The sequence below is a fragment of the Streptomyces sp. NPDC050423 genome (assembly GCF_040655445.1).
GTDB lineage: Bacteria > Actinomycetota > Actinomycetes > Streptomycetales > Streptomycetaceae > Streptomyces.
Window position 1 is genome coordinate 99603 of record NZ_JBFAJY010000007.1, and the last position, 16191, is coordinate 115793.

Below are 16191 nucleotides of genomic sequence, written 5' to 3' on the forward strand. Positions count from 1 at the left end.
GTACATAAACGTATATTGAGCGACACAGCGGTCATTCGCCCGTTACATGGATTAAGCGCGTGTCGTTGGGAGCATTGCGCTGTGACCCAAGTGACCGAACGCAGCCCGTCGTTGTCTGCAGAGCCAGGACGGCCCGCCGTACTGGCCTCGGCGCTGCTGCGCGGGGCGCTTGCCGCAGGGCTCGGACTGGGCTCTGTCGCCGCACTCGTCATGGTGCTGTGGATCAGTTCCCCGGCCTCCGACAGCGGTCCCGGCGAGGCCGTCCACACGGCCGCCGGCCTGTGGCTGCTGGCCCATGGCGCCGAACTGATCAGAACCGACACCCTGACGGGGACCCCGGCCCCCGTCGGGGTCGTCCCGCTCCTGTTCGCCGCCCTGCCGGTCTGGCTGGTGCACCGCGCGGCCAGGGATGTGCTGGAGCCCGGCGAGGGACGCGCGGCCCCCTCGCCCGCGGGTGCGTTCGCCCTGGTGACGGGCGGATATCTGCTGGTCGGGGCGCCTGTCGCGCTCTACGCGCGGGGCGCCTCGCTGTCCGCCGAGCCGCTGTCCCTGCTGTTCCCGTCGGTCCTTGTGGTGGCGGGCGCGGCGGCGGCCGGGGTGTGGACGGCCTCCGGGCGCCCGCTCGGACCGCCGCCCTCCTGGGCGCCGGTGCGGCTGCACGAGGCGATGGCGCGCTCCAGGTTCGTCCGGCGGGCGGAGGTGGTGGGCCGGTCCGCGGCGGCCGGGGTGATGGTCCTGCTGGGTGGTGGTGCGCTCGTGGTCGCGGCGGCGCTGGTGTGGCACGCGGATCCGGTCCAGGACTCGTTCCTGCGGCTCTCCGACGACTGGGCCGGGCGGTTCGCGGTGCTGTTCCTGGCGCTGTTCCTGGTGCCGAACGCGGCGGTGTGGGGCGCCGCGTACGGGCTCGGGCCGGGGTTCGCGCTCGGTACTGCGTCCACGGTCGGCCCGGTCGCCTTCGCGGGCCGCCCGGCGGTGCCGGACTTCCCGCTGCTGGCCGCGCTGCCGGCCGAGGGCGCGGGGTCGCCGCTGAACTGGGTGACCGCGGCGGTCCCGGTCGCGGCGGCGCTGACGGTCGCCTGGTTCACCGTACGACGGGCGGCGCCCGCCAACGGGGTGCGCGAGGAGGCGTGGAGCCTGCGGGAGACCGCGTTCACCGCCGCGCTGGGCGCGCTGGGGTGCGGGGTCGGCGCCGCGCTGCTGGCGGCGGCCGCCGGGGGGGCGCTCGGGACCCGGGCGCTGGCGGAGTTCGGCCCCGTGTGGTGGCTCACGGGGGCGGCGGCTCTCGCGTGGACGGCCGCGCTCGGTGTCCCGTTGGCGCTGCTGCTGCGGGCCTGGCGACTGCGTGGACGTACCGCACCCGAGCAGCCGGCGGCCGAGACACCGACTGGAGCGAACACGGCGGAAGCGGCGGAAGGGGCCGAAGCGACAGGAGCGACAGCAGAGGCGGCCATGCCCACCGGCCGCAGGCGGTGGCCGCGGTGGGGCAGCCGAAAGGCGGAACCGGAACCGGAACCGGACGGGGCGAAGGACGGGGCGAAGGCAGGGGCGGACCCCGCCCCCGCCCCCGGCCACGGTCCGGCATCCGTGCCCGCACCTGCGCACGTGCCCGCATCCGCATCCGCGTCCCTGCCCACGTCCCCGTCCGAACCCGGACCGGGCGGCTCCACCGGGATCACCGGGATCACCGGGATCACCGGTGCCGGCCTGGGCGACCCGGACGTCGAGGGCGGCGAGCTGTACGACTTCCTGCCGACCGATCCCTGGCACGCGAAGGCGCCCGGTGAATGGGCGGACCGGCCGGCGGATGCCGGACCGGTCCACCCGCCGGACGCTACTTCTTGACGCCGAAGATGGGTTCCAGCTGCTTCGGCAGCAGATCGTTGCAGGCCATCTGGCCCGACTTGGTGAGGGCGTCGTTCACGCAGGTGTAGTAGTCCCGGTAGACCAGCTGCATCGTGAACGACGCCGCGACGATCGACAGAGCGATCAGCGCCGTCACGAGGCCGCTGACCGCGGCGGTCGTCTGCTGCCGGCTGCCACGCTGAGCGACGGTGGCGCCCGGTGCTGCCGCGGATCCCGGAGCAGGGGCCGGGCCGGCGGCGATACCGGGCCCGGTGCCCTGCCCCTGGGCATCGGCATGCGCGCCGGCGTCCGCGTCCGAGGACGAGCCGGCCGCTGTCCCGCCTGTCGTTGACGGTTCCTTCGGCTTGGCCCGGAGTGCGCTGATGGACCAGTAGGTCGCGAGCGCCCCCAGCAGCAGGGCGATCTCCGGGAGATCGAAGATCGCGAAGAAGAAGGCCCACATGCCGGCGAGCAGTGAGTAACGCGCCCGGCGCTGGACGGGGTCGGTCGGGTCCCAGCGCATACCGGGCTTGCCCTCCGGGCCGCCCCGGCCGCCACCCTGTCCGTTCGGCCCGGCGGGTCCGGTGGGCCGCCCGCCGAAGTCGCCGCTCTGGCGTCCGGGCTGGTGGCTGCTCCACTGGCTGCCCCAGACGGGCCGGTTGTCGGGGGAGCCGCCCTCGGGCGCGTCCCCGCCGTCCCCGCTGTTCCCGCCGTTGCCGTTGGTACCGCCGTTGACCGGTTGGCGCGGCTGCCACGGCTGGTCGGGGCGGTTCTCCGGCGGCGGCGCGAAGGGGTTGTCGTTCTCAGGACCGGCCCCCTGGGACCCGGAGGACCCAGACGGCGGGAAGGAGGGAGACGAGGAAGAGGAAGAAGAGGGAGTGGAAGAAGAGGGAGAGGAGCCCGGCGTGGGGGACTGGCGCTCCCGCATCAGCAGTGAGGCCCGCTCGGGCAGCGGGTGGCGGAAGGCGGTGCGGCGGCGTCGGTCCGGCATATGGTGAACGTCTTCCCCATCTCGTCATTTCCGCCCTGTGGACGGTTCGCTGTCACCTGACGCTACCTCCCGGCGAGGAGGGGCCGAAAGCTGGGCGTGCACGCGCGATGGCCCACAGCCGCCGCCCGGAGCGCCCGCTCCCGCCCGAACCGGAGCGCCACCGGCCCCTCACCCCCGTCAGGCAGGGGCCTCGCGAGGTGCCGGTATCGTTGCTGACGGTCGACTCGTTCGTAGAGTTCCCCGTATTGGGGGGCGTGCTTCTTTCGTACGACCGTACAAACAGCAGGGCCGCCGTGCCACACCTCCCGCAATGCGGCAGGCGGTGCGGCCGCTCCGAACCGCTCCACACGCGAGAAAGGGCCCAGCCGTGGCCTCCCCGCTCTCCTCCGCCGCCCCGGCCCGACTGGTCGTGCTGGTCTCCGGTTCCGGTACGAACCTCCAAGCCCTGCTCGACGCGATCGGTGACGACCCCGAGGGGTACGGCGCACAGGTCGTCGCGGTCGGTGCGGACCGCGACGGCATCGCCGGTCTGGAGCGGGCCGTACGGGCCGGAATCCCCACGTTCGTGTGCCGGGTCAAGGACCACGCGTCACGCGCGCAGTGGGATGCCGCGCTCGCCGCGGCCACCGCCGCGCACCGCCCGGACCTCGTCGTGTCCGCGGGGTTCATGAAGATCGTGGGCAACGGGTTCCTCGCCGGGTTCGGCGGCCGGTTCATCAACACCCACCCCGCCCTGCTCCCCAGCTTTCCCGGTGCCCACGGCGTGCGTGACGCGCTCGCGTACGGCGTGAAGGTCACCGGGTGCACCGTCCACTTCGTCGACGACGGCGTCGACACCGGTCCGATCATCGCGCAGGGCGTGGTCGAGGTGACCGAGGAGGACACCCCGGAGGGCGAAGCGGCTCTCCACGAACGCATCAAGGAAGTCGAGCGCAAGCTGCTCGTCGAGGCCGTGGGGCGGCTCGCCCGTAACGGCTATCGCATTGAGGGACGAAAGGTTCATCTCGATCATGTCGGTGAATAAGCCCATCCGCCGCGCCCTGGTCAGTGTCTATGACAAGACCGGGCTCGAAGACCTCGCCCGCGGTCTGCACGAGGCCGGTGTCGAGCTGGTCTCCACCGGCTCCACCGCCGGGAGGATCGCGGCCGCCGGAGTGCCGGTCACCAAGGTCGAGGAGCTCACCGGCTTCCCCGAGTGCCTCGACGGCCGCGTCAAGACGCTGCACCCCCGCGTCCACGCCGGCATCCTGGCCGACCTCCGCCTCGACGCCCACCGCGAGCAGCTCGCCGAGCTGGGCGTGGAGCCGTTCGACCTGGTGGTCGTCAACCTCTACCCGTTCAAGGAGACCGTCGCTTCCGGCGCCTCGGCCGACGAGTGCGTGGAGCAGATCGACATCGGCGGCCCCTCGATGGTCCGCGCCGCCGCCAAGAACCACCCGTCGGTGGCCGTCGTCACCAGCCCCGAGCGGTACGCCGACGTGCTCACCGCGGTCAAGGCCGGCGGCTTCGACCTGACCGCCCGCAAGCGGCTCGCCGCCGAGGCCTTCCAGCACACCGCCGCGTACGACGTGGCCGTCGCCTCCTGGTTCGCCGCCGACTACGCCGCCGCCGACGACTCGGGCTTCCCCGACTTCTTCGGTACGACGTACGAGCGCCAGAACGTCCTGCGCTACGGCGAGAACCCGCACCAGCCCGCCGCGCTCTACACCTCCGGCGCCGGCGGCCTGGCCGGTGCCGAGCAGCTGCACGGCAAGGAGATGTCGTACAACAACTACACGGACACCGACGCCGCGCGCCGGGCCGCGTACGACCACGCCGAGCCGTGCGTAGCGATCATCAAGCACGCCAACCCGTGCGGCATCGCGATCGCCGACGACGTCGCCGAGGCGCACCGCAACGCGCACGCCTGCGACCCGCTGTCGGCGTACGGCGGTGTCATCGCCGTCAACCGTCCGGTGACCGTCGCCATGGCCGAGCAGGTCGCGGAGATCTTCACCGAGGTCATCGTCGCCCCGGCGTACGAGGACGGCGCGGTCGAGGTGCTGTCCCGCAAGAAGAACATCCGCGTGCTGCGCTGCCCCGAGGCTCCTTCGGCCGAGGTCGAGGTCAAGCCGATCGACGGCGGTGCGCTGCTCCAGGTCACCGACCGCCTCCAGGCGGACGGCGACGACCCGGCCAACTGGACGCTCGCCACCGGCGAGGCGCTGACCGCCGATGAGCTGGCGGAGCTCTCCTTCGCCTGGAAGGCGTGCCGCGCGGTCAAGTCCAACGCGATCCTGCTCGCCAGGGACGGCGCCTCGGTCGGCGTCGGCATGGGTCAGGTCAACCGCGTCGACTCCGCGAAGCTCGCCGTCGAGCGGGCGGGCGAGGAGCGGGCGCGGGGCGCCTACGCGGCCTCCGACGCCTTCTTCCCGTTCCCCGACGGGCTGGAGATCCTGACCGCGGCCGGTATCAAGGCCGTGGCCCAGCCGGGCGGTTCGGTCCGGGACGAGCTGGTGGTCGAGGCCGCGAAGAAGGCGGGCGTGACGATGTACTTCACCGGCACCCGGCACTTCTTCCACTGACCCGAGCCGCACCCGGGTGGCCCGGGTAGCACTGAAGGCCGCCGATTCCCCGGAACGTACGGGGAGTCGGCGGCCTTCGCGGGTGGTGAGGGTGGTCAGACCTTCAGCGTGCTCACTTCGTCTTGACGACGATCGTGGCGGCGGCGCGGTCGTGCCAGCCCTGGAGCTTGCCCGAGTTGTCGAAGAAGGGGGAGAGGTAGACCAGCAGCGTACCGAGACCGCAGAAGAGCGAGCCGACCATCGGGATGATCCAGCGGATGAAGCCCGCACCCAGGCCGGGAGCCTGGCCGGTGCTCTCCTTGATGACCTTGACGTTGAGGACCATCTTGCCGAGCGTGGCGCCCCAGATGGAGACCATCAGCCACTCGTAGAGCAGTGCTATCAGCGCGAACACGGCGACGAAGCCGAAGAAGCCCGCGAGGATGCCGACGCTGGCCGAGGCCGCGTCGTTGACGCACTGGGTGTGGGCTGCGGTGCCGTACGCGGTGCTGCTGCAGTCGTCGACGGTCTTCGAGGCGCCCACCAGGCCCGCGATGCCGATTGCCGAGAAGATTGCGTAGAGGATGCCGTACGCGACGCCGTCCAGCGCACGCGCGCCCAGGCGGCGCCCCATCGTGGCGAGTTCGACGGTGCCGAGGCCCGGGACGTTGATGTAGCCGTTGTTGGCCTGGAGGGTGCCGCCCGGCTGCTGGGGCGGGTAGCCGTATCCGGGCTGGCCCTGCGGCGGGACGCCGGGCTGCTGCTGCGGGTAGCCGTATCCGGGCTGTCCCTGCGGCGGAACGCCCTGCGGAGCCTGCTGCGGGTAGCCGTATCCCGGCTGGCCCTGCGGCGGCTGGCCCTGCGGCGGCTGACCGGGCTGCTGGCCGGGCTGCTTGCCGTAAGGGTTGTTCGGGTTCGGGTCGCCGAAGCTCATCTGGGTGTTTCCTCCAACGGACATACGGGGACGAATGCGGCCGCACGGAGGAAAGAAAACATCAGCGGTCCGCCCCCCGGGTACTTCTGCGGCACTGCGGCCTTCATCGTTATAAGCGGGATGTAAGTTTGTCTAGCCGCGGTGCGAGAAGTTGTCCAAGTGCAACCTTGTGTCCACGGTCGGTACCTGTAATTGGTCCCGGGGTGGGTCATCCGCGAGAATGCCCGCATGACTGCCCAGATTCTCGATGGCAAAGCCACCGCAGCCGTGATCAAGTCCGATCTCACCGCCCGCGTGGCGGCCCTCAGGGCCCGGGGTGTCACCCCCGGCCTGGGAACCCTGCTGGTGGGGGATGACCCGGGCAGCAGGTGGTACGTGAACGGCAAGCACCGCGACTGCGCGCAGGTCGGCATCGGCTCCATTCAGCGCGAACTCCCCGACACCGCCACCCAGGAGGAGATCGAGGACGTCGTACGGGAACTCAACGCCGACCCCGAGTGCACGGGTTACATCGTGCAGCTCCCCCTTCCCAAGGGGATCGACACCAACCGCGTTCTGGAACTGATGGATCCGGCCAAGGACGCCGACGGCCTCCACCCGATGAGCCTCGGCCGGCTCGTGCTCAACGAGTCGGGACCGCTGCCCTGCACCCCGCAGGGTGTCGTGCAGCTGCTCCGCCACCACGGTGTGGAGATCAACGGGGCGCATGTCGTGGTCGTCGGACGCGGTGTCACCATCGGCCGGTCGATCCCGCTGCTGCTGACCCGCAAGTCGGAGAACGCCACGGTCACCCAGTGCCACACCGGCACGCGTGACCTCTCCGCCCACCTGCGGCAGGCCGACATCATCGTCGCGGCCGCCGGTGTGCCGCACATCATCAGGCCCGAGGACGTGAAGCCGGGCGCGGCCGTGCTCGATGTCGGGGTCAGCCGGGACGAGAACGGCAAGATCGTCGGCGACGTCCACCCGGGCGTGGCCGAGGTCGCCGCGTGGATCTCGCCGAACCCCGGCGGTGTCGGCCCGATGACCCGCGCCCAGTTGCTCGTCAACGTGGTCGAGGCGGCCGAGCGCGACTCCGTCCCGTCCGCGGGCTGATCCGAACCGGAAGGAACCCCATGGGTGCTGGTACGAGTCCGGCCGACCGGGCCGCCGCTGCGGACGGGCCGGTCGCCGAGCAGGCCGAGGTCCCGGCCGAGGTCCCGGACAGGGGCCCCGCCGACGCTCTGGCCGCCGACGCCGCTGATGCTCCGGCCGGCGAGGGGCCCGCGGCTTCGGACGAGGGGGCACCGGCCGCACCGGACGACGGTCCGGACGCCCGCACCGGCAGCCACCTGGCACCCGGTCCCGCGGCGGGCCGGCCGCGGGCGGCGGCCTCGCTCACCCGGGACACAGCGCGTCCCGAGGGCGGCGGCCGGGCGGCGGGCGGGGACGCCCCGGCGCCCGCCCGTCAGTGGCCGTTGCTCGCGGTGCTCGGCACGGCCGCGATCGGCCTGCTGATCGTGGCCTCCGACCCCTTCGAGGGGGCCTTCCGGATCGGCACGATACTGATCGGCGTGGCGCTCATCGGGGGCGCGGTGCTCCGCCTGGTGGTCCCCTCGGTGGGCATGCTCGCGGTGCGCTCCCGCTTCACGGACCTGGTGACGTACGGACTGCTGGGCGTCCTCATCGTGATGCTCTCGCTGATGGCGCAGCCCAAGCCGTGGCTGGACATCCCGTTCCTGGAGAACGCGGTCCACTTCACGATCCGCTGATCCCGCAAGGCAGGCATGATCCGAAGGGGAGGCCCCGGGGCCGCATACCGGGGCCCGTCCCCTCCCCCGAGAAGGGACGGACGCCGGAGGCGGGGCGCGCCCGGAGCGAAATGCTCCGGAATGCGGCGAGTTGAGCGGCCTTGCCCCGTCCTGACTCCAGCCTTGTGGTTGGGGGAGGTCTGTTCAAGGGTTGGCTGTGGCCTGTGGCACGGAAGTGACCATTCCGCCACGGTGTGATCGTCAGGCAACGATGGCAGACTGGCCCGGCAGGCGGCAGGCGGCAGGCGGCAGGGGCGTGCACGGGGGGTGTGCGCCGGACTTCCGAGTGCAACCGTGCGCTCTCGCTCCAGGAACTGGCGGCCCGCGTTCGCGCATCTCCCTGGGTAGTCCGGCGGAAGACCACCGGTTCCGGACAGAGGGCGAGCGGCGTGCGATGCGCCGGCGCGTTCGGGGGCAGCGGAAGCCGAAACGACGTGAAGTGGGAATGGGAAGCAGGGGGAAGTAATGCCTCGTTGGAAGGCACTGCCGGAGGATCTCGACCCACAGGTACGGGAGTTTGCCGGCCAGCTGCGCAGGCTCGTCGACCGCAGCGGTCTGAGCATCTCCGCGGTGGCCGACCGCACGGGGTACAGCAGGACGTCGTGGGAGCGGTATCTGAACGGGCGGCTGCTCGCCCCCAGGGGTGCGATCGTCGCGCTGGCCGAGGTGACGGGCACCAACCACGTACATCTGAACACCATGTGGGAGCTGACGGAACGGGCCTGGAGCCGTGCCGAGATGCGCCACGACATGACGATGGAGGGCATGCGGATAATCCAGGCGCGTGCGGCGCTCGGCGAGACCGCACAGCCGTCGCGCGGCCACGGCAGGAGCCGCCCCTCCGGTGCCGTCGGCACGGCCGAGGGCGCGGCGGGTGCGAGCGACGGCTCGCCGTCCGTACCGGTCCGGCGCGGGACCGTTCCGCAGGTACCCCAGCAGCCGTACGCCTGGCCGGACCAGCAGATGGACGCGGGGCCCGGCCTGCCGCCCGCACACCGTGGCACTGGTGGTGGACGTCGCCGTGACCGCGGCCGCCGCAAACAGCTCGTGGTCGCCGCGGCCGCGGTGGGTGTCCTGCTGGCGGTGACCGGCGTCGTCCTGCTGACCGGTTCGGGTGGTGACCCCGACGCCGACAAGGCCGCCGCCCCTTCCCCGACGCCGACGGCCAGTGCGCCGGAACTGCCGGCCGGGGTCGGGTGCAGCGGCTCCGACTGCACCGGACAGGACCCCGAGGACATGGGCTGCGGCGGCGAGTACGTCCGTACGGTCTCCAGCGCCACCGTCGGCGGAAGCGTCGTCGAGGTGCGCTACAGCAAGACCTGCGGGGCGGCGTGGGCCCGGATCACCAAGGCGGCCACCGGCGACACCGTACGGATCAGCGCGGGCGGTGCGGGCCAGGACGGCACGGTGTCCGCCGCCGCGGACACGTACACCCCGATGGTCGCGGTGAAGCGGATCGCCGACGTCAAGGCGTGCGCCACCCTCGCCACCGGCACGAAGGGGTGCACGGCCGAAGCGTCCGGGTGAGCGGGGGGCGCGGGGGGAGCGGTCGCGGTGGGCGAGCCGGTGATCGGGGAGTGACCGGTTGTGTGCGCTGCCACAGGGGGCCGGGCGGCCACGGGGTTCCGGGTCGGATAGCCTGATCGCTGGATATCTCTTCACATCAAGATTCAGGGATGTCCAGCACCAGGGGCCAGGAGCCCCCACCGCCAGCTGTCTAACGGAGATCGCCATGACCCGCACTCCCGTGAATGTCACCGTGACCGGCGCAGCCGGCCAGATCGGCTACGCGCTGCTCTTCCGCATCGCCTCCGGCCACCTGCTCGGCCCGGACGTGCCGGTCAACCTGCGTCTCCTGGAGATCCCGCAGGGTCTGAAGGCCGCCGAGGGCACCGCGATGGAGCTCGACGACTGCGCCTTCCCGCTGCTGCGCGACATCGAGATCACCGACGACGCCAATGTCGGCTTCGCCGGCGCGAACGTCGCCCTGCTCGTCGGCGCCCGCCCGCGCACCAAGGGCATGGAGCGCGGCGACCTGCTCTCCGCCAACGGCGGCATCTTCAAGCCGCAGGGCAAGGCGATCAACGACAACGCCGCGGACGACATCAAGGTCCTCGTCGTCGGCAACCCGGCCAACACCAACGCGCTCATCGCGCAGGCCGCCGCCCCGGACGTACCGGCGGAGCGCTTCACCGCGATGACCCGCCTCGACCACAACCGCGCGATCTCGCAGCTGGCCGCGAAGACCGGTGCCGCCGTCTCCGACATCAAGAAGCTGACGATCTGGGGCAACCACTCGGCCACCCAGTACCCGGACATCTTCCACGCGGAGATCGCCGGCAAGAACGCCGCCGAGCTCGTCAACGACGAGGCCTGGCTGGGCGACACCTTCATCCCGACCGTCGCCAAGCGCGGCGCCGCGATCATCGAGGCCCGTGGCGCGTCCTCGGCCGCCTCCGCCGCGAACGCCGCCATCGACCACGTGCACACCTGGGTCAACGGCACCGCCGCCGGCGACTGGACGTCCATGGGTATCCCGTCGGACGGCTCCTACGGCGTTCCCGAGGGCATCATCTCGTCCTTCCCGGTCACCACCGAGAACGGCACGTACAAGATCGTCCAGGGTCTGGACATCAACGACTTCTCCCGTGCGCGCATCGACGCGTCGGTCAAGGAGCTCACCGAGGAGCGCGACGCGGTCCGCGAGCTCGGCCTCATCTGATCCACCGCCCGTTCGCGGGTACGCCGACGCCCCCGGCACAGCGTTCAGCCGCTGTCCGCCGGGGGCGTTCGCGTTTTCGCGCGTACGGGAGCTGGGGCTCAGGCCGTCCGCAGCCCGTCGGCGATCCCGCGTACGGCGGCCATGGCCCGGTGCTGGAGACCGGGGCCGAAGGTGATCCGGGCGGCGCCCAGTTCCCCGAGCCGGCGCGGCCCCGGACCGTCCGGCCCGGCCAGCGCGTTGAGCGGTGCGGGTACGGCGGCGGCCAGGCGGGGGAGCGACTCGGCCGGGGCGCCGATCGGGTAGACGCAGTCCGCGCCCGCGGCCACGTACAGCAGGGCCCGGCGCACGGTCTCGGCCTCCTGGTCCGTGCCCGCCGGGACGCCGCGGACATAGGTGTCGACGCGGGCGTTGACGAAGAGCCGGTCCCCGGCCGCCGCCCGCACCTCCGCCAGCCGGTCCGCCTGCCGGTCCGCGTCCCTCAGGACACCGTCCTCCGAGTCCTCCAGATTGCAGCCGACCGCCCCGGTGGCGAGCAGCCGCTCCACCAGCTCCTTCGGCGCCAGCCCGTACCCCGCCTCGACATCGGCCGACACGGGGACGGGGACGGCGCGGGCGATCCGGGTCACCGCGGCGAACATCTCGGCCGCGGGCGTCCGGCCGTCCTCGTACCCGAGCGACGCCGCGACGCCCGCGCTCGGCGTGGCCAGGGCCGGGAATCCCGCGTCGGCGAAGACGCGGGCGCTCGCGGCGTCCCACGGGCCGGGCAGGACCAGGGGATCGCCTGCGGTGCGGCCGTGGTGCAGCGCGCGGAGGTCGGACGCGGTCATCGCGGTGGCTCCTGAGTCGGATCGGGGGTACGGGTGAGCGGATCAGCGGTTGTCGCCGGGGGTGTAGTGGCCCGGGACCATTCGGGTGGTCACGGCGAACCGGTTCCAGGCGTTGATCGTGATGATCGCGGCGATGAGGTGGGCGAGCTCCGCCTCGTCGAAGTGCTTCGCGGCCTTCGCGTACACCTCGTCCGGCACGAAACCGTCGGTCAGGACGGTCACCGCCTCGGTCAGCTCGATCGCCGCGATCTCCTTCGGCGTGTAGAAGTGCTGCGACTCCTCCCACGCGCTGAGCTGCACGATCCGCTGGACGGACTCACCCGCCGCGAGCGCGTCCTTGGTGTGCATGTCCAGGCAGAACGCGCAGTGGTTGAGCTGCGAGGACCGGATCTTCACCAGCTCGGCCACGACCGGGTCGAGCCCCTTGCGGGACGCGGCCTCCATGCGGGCCATCGCCTTGTAGACGTCGGGAGCGTGCTCGACCCACTGCATGCGGGGCGTGTGCTCGGTGGTGTACTCGGACGTTGCGTGGCTGTGCTCGTTCGTCGTCATGCATACGACGCTACGGGGTGGGTGGCGCAGCGGTATGGTCCATTTTCATGACAGATTCCTGGGCCGCTTTCGGTGCCGACCTGCACATCGACCCGACCGGCGCAACCGGACTGCGGGCCGGACTGATGGAGGCCCTGCGCGAGGCGGCCCGGACGGGGCGGCTGGCGCCGGGAACCCGGCTGCCGTCGTCCCGCACCCTCGCGGCCGACCTCGGCATCGCCCGGAACACGGTCGCCGACGCCTACGCGGAACTGGTCGCCGAGGGCTGGCTCACCGCCCGGCAGGGCTCCGGCACCCGGGTGGCGCAGCGCGCCGAGCCGCGCCGGGCGTCGGCCAGGGCGCCGCGCTCCCGGCCGCCGCGCACCAGCCCCGCCTACAGCCTGCTGCCCGGCTCGCCCGACCTGTCGACGTTCCCGCGCGCCGAGTGGCTCAAGGCGGCCCGGCGCGCCCTCGCCGCGGCACCCAACGAGGCCCTCGGGTACGGCGATCCGCGCGGCCGCATCGAACTGCGCACCGTGCTCGCCGGCTATCTGTCACGGGCCCGCGGCGTGTACGCGGACCCCGAACGCATCGTCATCTGCTCCGGCTTCGTCCACGGACTGATGCTGATGGGGAAGGTGCTGCGGGAGCGCCGGGTGCGGGGGGTGGCCGTCGAGTCGTACGGACTCCATGTGCACACCCGCCTCCTCACCGAGGCCGGGCTGCGCATCCCCTGCCTGCCGCTCGACGAACTCGGCTCCAGGACCGGCGAACTGGCCGGGATACGGGGCGCGGGTGCGGTGCTGCTGACACCCGCGCACCAGTTCCCGACCGGGGTGCCGCTCCACCCCGACCGGCGGGCCGCCGCCGTCGACTGGGCCCGGAGCACCGGCGGCCTGATCCTGGAGGACGACTACGACGGGGAGTTCCGCTACGACCGCCAGCCGGTCGGCGCCCTCCAGGGACTGGACCCCGAACACGTCGTGTACCTCGGCACGGCCAGCAAGTCCCTGGCGCCGGGGCTGCGGCTGGGCTGGATGGTCGTCCCGCAGGAGCTGGTGGGCGAGGTGACGGCGGCCAAGGGGCTGAGCGACTGGGCGTCCAGCGCGCTGGACCAGCTGACGCTCGCGGAGTTCATAGCCTCCGGCGCGTACGACCGCCATGTGCGCTCGATGCGGCTGCGCTACCGCAACCGTCGCGACCAGCTCGTCGCGGCGCTGGCGGAACGGGCCCCGTCCATCAAGGTCAGCGGGATCGCCGCAGGGATGCACGCCGTACTCGAACTCCCGGAGGGAAGCGAGGCGGACGTGGTCCGGTCGGCGGCCTGGCAGGGGCTGGTGGTGGAAGGGCTGTCCTTCTTCCGCCACCCGGACGCCGAGGTGCGCCGGGAGGCGCTGGTCATCGGCTACGGAACCCCGACCGACAGCGCCTGGGCCGGCACGCTGGACGCGCTCGTACGGGTGCTGCCGTGAGGTGCGGTGCGCGGGTGCGCCGCCCGGCGCCGCCGGTGCCCGCCCCACGGCTGGAGCCCGGCCCGACCGGACGCGCCGCACGGCGAGTGTCACCAGCAGTCCGGCGGCGGGGTCGACCACGGTGAACGCGTCGGGGCACCCCGATTCCAGCCGCGCCATCGCCTCGTCCTGCTGTGCTTGCTCCTCGGCCCAGGCCCGAAGCCCGTTCAGCACGGTGCGGCTCCGCAGGATGGCCGACCGTACGCCCGCCCCTCCGGAACGCCGCGAGCCGGACCGAGCACCCGGCCCCTCCGCGAGCCGAACCGCCCGCCGCCGCAGCCAGCGCAGCGCGAGCCGGCGATTGCGCACCACGACCTCGCCCAGCGAAACGGCACGCTGCCCGTCGGTCACGGTGATCTCCGCCGCGTAGCCCGCACCGGTCATGCGATCCCACGCCGGGGGTGGCTCGCCGGCGTGATCAGGGGCGCGCTTCACGACGGCTCCTCGCGTTCTCCGTGCTCGGCGGCGAGGTGCCGCCTGCGCAGCACCCGGCAGTCGGTCGCCCGGCTCTCGTCCCTCTCGCCCCGGGCCACGGCTTCGGCCAGATCGAGTTTCTGGCACTGTCGGCACTCGGTAGTCCCGGGCGGCTCGGCGGTGCTGTGGTCGGTCATGCCACTTCCCCCCGGCTCCTGGCGTTCTCGTACGCGGTACGGGCGCCGAGGCGTTCGGCGGGGGTCGCGAGCCGGACGTGCTCGGGGAGGGATTCCCACTCGGGACCCCCGCCGATGGGCCGCAGCGACCAGTACGGGCCGGAGGCTCCTCGGAACTCCCCGACGCGGTCGTTACGGCTGCTGTCCACCATGAGCGTGTCGGCGGGCGGGAGTTGGGCGTGCTTCTGCTCAGACATCGCCGCTCCTCTCTGTAGTCGTTTCACTACCAAGGGCGTTCAGCGTGGCTTAGAGTCAGGAGCTGTTCAACGTGTCAGTCATGAACGAAAGACTGGTGATGTCCCCTTGAACCGCAAGGATTTGGACCCGGACAGCAGTCCCCAAGCCGCCTTCGGGGCGCGTATCCGCCGTGCACGTGAGGCTCGCGGGTGGAAACAGGAAGAACTCGGCGAGCGGATGGGGTACTCCGGTACGCACATCTCGGCCGTGGAAGTTGGTCGCAAGATGCCGACTCTCCGCTTTTCGCGCAGTGCGGACCAAGTGTTCGGCACCGGAGAAACCGCTGACACGTTCGAACGCCAGTGGCGCGAGATCCGGCACGGATCGCTCCTGGAGGGCTTCCCGCAGTACGTCGGCCACGAGGGCCGGGCCGTGGAGATCCGGCTGTACAACATTGGCATCATTCCGGGGTTGTTGCAGACGCCGGAGTACGCACGGGTGTTGGCGGACAGCGCTGTGCGGAGAGGTGCCATCACGCCCGAACAGGCCGAGGAACGCGTCTCGTTTCTGGCGGAGCGACAGGCGGCGCTTGTGCGGCCCCGGCCCCCCATGGTGTTCGTCACCCTGGACGAAAGCTGCATCCGTCGGCCCATTGGCGGGGCCGCCGTGATGGACGCCCAGTTGGCGCACCTCATCGAGTTCGCCGGACTGCCGAACACCCTTCTCCAGGTGGCACCGTACGAGATTGGCGAGCGCCGCACGTTCGACCTGCCCGTCAACCTGCTGACCCTGTCGGATCGGTCCGTGCTCTGCTACGCCGAGTCTCAGGCGCAGGGACACCTGGACCGGGAAACTGCGTCCGTGGTCCCCATGTTGACGGCCTACCATCAACTACAGGGCGAAGCGATGTCACAAGCGGCGTCCGTGGCCATGATCAGTGAGTTGCGAAAGGGCATCCCGTGACGACCGAATCCCCGCGTTGGTTCAAGTCCTCGTACAGCAACAACGGCGGCGACTGCATCGAGGTCGCCGCCAATCTCGTCGCCGCGCATGGCGTCGTGCCGGTCCGTGATTCGAAGAACGTGAGCGGCCCGGTCCTGAACGTCGCCCCCGCCTCGTTCGCCACGTTTGTGGCTGGCGTCAAGGGCGGAGAGTTCGGCAGCGTCTGAGGGTCCAGCCCGGCACGTACCGATTCGGAGTGGCCCCGTAGCGCGCTGCGCGGCGGGGCTTCTCGCTGTCCGCAGCGCGTCGGGTGAACTGGCTGAGACCACCCATCTTGCGGTTGAAGCAGTTGAGATCCCCTTCACGGTCAGCGGGATCTCCTCCAGCGCGTGCTCGCCCCGGCCCTCGGCGCTGAACTCGGGCCCGGTGCGGTCTTCGAAGGGCCAGGCCGCGATGCGGGTGAGGTAGAAGTCAGCGACCTCCTTGACCGGGCCGGTCTCGAACCACCAGCGGCCCATTGACGGCCGCCCAGTGCCGGTCGTAGTGGCCGAGGGGACCGGCCGAGGTGCGGCGGAGCCCATGCGGCGGGCGAGGATTCCGGTCTGTTTCAACGCCAACCCACGCCACCGTGACGTCCTGACCGCCGAATGCTGCCTACTTCTGGGGGCATGGGCGTCGCGAGTCCACGGCGAGCCCCGGCACGAGACCTGAACCGCAGCACCGTGCAAGCA

General features: G+C 71.8%; 16 protein-coding genes and 1 pseudogene. 10 read left to right on the top strand and 7 right to left on the bottom strand.

Annotated elements, in window-relative coordinates; all coding sequences use genetic code 11:
• The first annotated feature begins 90 nt into the window (after nucleotides 1-90).
• Nucleotides 91-1842, top strand: a complete 1752-nt coding sequence (locus AB0I52_RS07965; RefSeq protein WP_363070191.1) for a DUF6350 family protein — start codon at nucleotides 91-93, stop codon at nucleotides 1840-1842.
• Here AB0I52_RS07965 and AB0I52_RS07970 read toward each other — a convergent pair.
• Nucleotides 1832-2833, bottom strand: a complete 1002-nt coding sequence (locus AB0I52_RS07970; RefSeq protein WP_363070046.1) for a hypothetical protein — start codon at nucleotides 2831-2833, stop codon at nucleotides 1832-1834. The genes AB0I52_RS07965 and AB0I52_RS07970 overlap by 11 nt on opposite strands.
• A gap of 367 nt (nucleotides 2834-3200) precedes the next feature.
• Here AB0I52_RS07970 and purN point away from each other — a divergent pair, with 367 nt between their 5' ends.
• A complete protein-coding gene (purN, locus tag AB0I52_RS07975) occupies nucleotides 3201-3857 on the top strand; it encodes a phosphoribosylglycinamide formyltransferase (protein WP_363070048.1) in 657 nt (218 codons plus the stop codon).
• The gene (purH, locus tag AB0I52_RS07980) at nucleotides 3844-5397 is read left to right on the top strand and encodes a bifunctional phosphoribosylaminoimidazolecarboxamide formyltransferase/IMP cyclohydrolase (protein ID WP_363070050.1); all 1554 of its coding nucleotides are present in this window, start codon (nucleotides 3844-3846) and stop codon (nucleotides 5395-5397) included. Before purN ends, purH begins: the two co-directional genes overlap by 14 nt.
• Before the next feature lie 112 nt (nucleotides 5398-5509).
• On the opposite strand, the gene AB0I52_RS07985 is transcribed toward purH, so the two are convergent.
• Nucleotides 5510-6310 carry an RDD family protein gene (locus tag AB0I52_RS07985; RefSeq protein WP_363070052.1) on the bottom strand — a complete coding sequence of 267 codons (801 nt, stop codon included), beginning with the start codon at nucleotides 6308-6310 and terminating at the stop codon, nucleotides 5510-5512.
• Nucleotides 6311-6538: 228 nt separating this feature from the next.
• Here AB0I52_RS07985 and AB0I52_RS07990 point away from each other — a divergent pair, with 228 nt between their 5' ends.
• The 4 genes from AB0I52_RS07990 (at nucleotide 6539) to AB0I52_RS08005 (ending at nucleotide 10822) form a co-directional block, all read left to right on the top strand.
• Nucleotides 6539-7405, top strand: coding sequence for a bifunctional methylenetetrahydrofolate dehydrogenase/methenyltetrahydrofolate cyclohydrolase (locus tag AB0I52_RS07990; RefSeq protein WP_363070054.1), 867 nt, complete (start codon nucleotides 6539-6541; stop codon nucleotides 7403-7405).
• Nucleotides 7406-7425: 20 nt separating this feature from the next.
• On the top strand, nucleotides 7426-8061 hold the full coding sequence (locus AB0I52_RS07995) for a DUF3017 domain-containing protein (protein ID WP_363070056.1): 636 nt from the start codon (nucleotides 7426-7428) through the stop codon (nucleotides 8059-8061).
• Between the two features lie 504 nt (nucleotides 8062-8565).
• Nucleotides 8566-9627: an XRE family transcriptional regulator gene (locus AB0I52_RS08000; RefSeq protein WP_363070058.1), complete on the top strand. Its 1062-nt coding sequence runs from the start codon at nucleotides 8566-8568 to the stop codon at nucleotides 9625-9627.
• 205 nt (nucleotides 9628-9832) lie between these two features.
• The gene (locus AB0I52_RS08005; RefSeq protein WP_363070060.1) at nucleotides 9833-10822 is read left to right on the top strand and encodes a malate dehydrogenase; all 990 of its coding nucleotides are present in this window, start codon (nucleotides 9833-9835) and stop codon (nucleotides 10820-10822) included.
• Between the two features lie 98 nt (nucleotides 10823-10920).
• Here the strand turns inward: AB0I52_RS08005 and AB0I52_RS08010 are convergent, their stop codons facing one another.
• Complete coding sequence (locus AB0I52_RS08010; protein ID WP_363070062.1) at nucleotides 10921-11649, bottom strand: isocitrate lyase/phosphoenolpyruvate mutase family protein; 729 nt, start codon at nucleotides 11647-11649, stop codon at nucleotides 10921-10923.
• Nucleotides 11650-11691: 42 nt separating this feature from the next.
• The gene (locus AB0I52_RS08015) at nucleotides 11692-12201 is read right to left on the bottom strand and encodes a carboxymuconolactone decarboxylase family protein (protein WP_362954102.1); all 510 of its coding nucleotides are present in this window, start codon (nucleotides 12199-12201) and stop codon (nucleotides 11692-11694) included.
• Between the two features lie 47 nt (nucleotides 12202-12248).
• On the opposite strand from AB0I52_RS08015, the gene AB0I52_RS08020 reads away from it, so the two are divergent.
• On the top strand, nucleotides 12249-13652 hold the full coding sequence (locus AB0I52_RS08020; RefSeq protein ID WP_363070064.1) for a PLP-dependent aminotransferase family protein: 1404 nt from the start codon (nucleotides 12249-12251) through the stop codon (nucleotides 13650-13652).
• Between the two features lie 470 nt (nucleotides 13653-14122).
• Here the strand turns inward: AB0I52_RS08020 and AB0I52_RS08025 are convergent, their stop codons facing one another.
• Together AB0I52_RS08025 and AB0I52_RS08030 are read right to left on the bottom strand one after the other, a co-directional pair.
• Nucleotides 14123-14302, bottom strand: a complete 180-nt coding sequence (locus AB0I52_RS08025) for a hypothetical protein (RefSeq protein ID WP_363070066.1) — start codon at nucleotides 14300-14302, stop codon at nucleotides 14123-14125.
• Nucleotides 14299-14538 (bottom strand): hypothetical protein, encoded by a 240-nt coding sequence (locus tag AB0I52_RS08030; RefSeq protein WP_363070068.1) that lies wholly within the window; start codon nucleotides 14536-14538, stop codon nucleotides 14299-14301. Before AB0I52_RS08030 ends, AB0I52_RS08025 begins: the two co-directional genes overlap by 4 nt.
• A 106-nt stretch (nucleotides 14539-14644) precedes the next feature.
• On the opposite strand from AB0I52_RS08030, the gene AB0I52_RS08035 reads away from it, so the two are divergent.
• Nucleotides 14645-15481 carry a helix-turn-helix transcriptional regulator gene (locus AB0I52_RS08035; RefSeq protein ID WP_363070070.1) on the top strand — a complete coding sequence of 279 codons (837 nt, stop codon included), beginning with the start codon at nucleotides 14645-14647 and terminating at the stop codon, nucleotides 15479-15481.
• A complete protein-coding gene (locus tag AB0I52_RS08040) occupies nucleotides 15478-15687 on the top strand; it encodes a DUF397 domain-containing protein (protein WP_363070072.1) in 210 nt (69 codons plus the stop codon). The genes AB0I52_RS08035 and AB0I52_RS08040 overlap by 4 nt, the downstream gene beginning before the upstream one ends.
• Before the next feature lie 126 nt (nucleotides 15688-15813).
• On the opposite strand, the pseudogene AB0I52_RS08045 reads toward AB0I52_RS08040, so the two are convergent.
• A pseudogene (locus tag AB0I52_RS08045) lies at nucleotides 15814-15930 on the bottom strand (NUDIX hydrolase); the annotation flags it as partial.
• Nucleotides 15931-16191 lie beyond the last annotated feature (261 nt).

Excerpts from the sequence above, each read along its gene's own strand:
- AB0I52_RS07970 (WP_363070046.1), bottom strand. The coding sequence starts at position 2,833 with ATGCCGGACCGACGCCGCCGCACCGCCTTCCGCCACCCGCTGCCCGAG.
- purH (WP_363070050.1), top strand. The coding sequence starts at position 3,844 with ATGTCGGTGAATAAGCCCATCCGCCGCGCCCTGGTCAGTGTCTATGAC.
- AB0I52_RS07985 (WP_363070052.1), bottom strand. The coding sequence starts at position 6,310 with ATGAGCTTCGGCGACCCGAACCCGAACAACCCTTACGGCAAGCAGCCC.
- AB0I52_RS07990 (WP_363070054.1), top strand. The coding sequence starts at position 6,539 with ATGACTGCCCAGATTCTCGATGGCAAAGCCACCGCAGCCGTGATCAAG.
- AB0I52_RS07995 (WP_363070056.1), top strand. The coding sequence starts at position 7,426 with ATGGGTGCTGGTACGAGTCCGGCCGACCGGGCCGCCGCTGCGGACGGG.
- AB0I52_RS08000 (WP_363070058.1), top strand. The coding sequence starts at position 8,566 with ATGCCTCGTTGGAAGGCACTGCCGGAGGATCTCGACCCACAGGTACGG.
- AB0I52_RS08005 (WP_363070060.1), top strand. The coding sequence starts at position 9,833 with ATGACCCGCACTCCCGTGAATGTCACCGTGACCGGCGCAGCCGGCCAG.
- AB0I52_RS08010 (WP_363070062.1), bottom strand. The coding sequence starts at position 11,649 with ATGACCGCGTCCGACCTCCGCGCGCTGCACCACGGCCGCACCGCAGGC.
- AB0I52_RS08015 (WP_362954102.1), bottom strand. The coding sequence starts at position 12,201 with ATGACGACGAACGAGCACAGCCACGCAACGTCCGAGTACACCACCGAG.
- AB0I52_RS08020 (WP_363070064.1), top strand. The coding sequence starts at position 12,249 with ATGACAGATTCCTGGGCCGCTTTCGGTGCCGACCTGCACATCGACCCG.
- AB0I52_RS08025 (WP_363070066.1), bottom strand. The coding sequence starts at position 14,302 with ATGACCGACCACAGCACCGCCGAGCCGCCCGGGACTACCGAGTGCCGA.
- AB0I52_RS08030 (WP_363070068.1), bottom strand. The coding sequence starts at position 14,538 with ATGTCTGAGCAGAAGCACGCCCAACTCCCGCCCGCCGACACGCTCATG.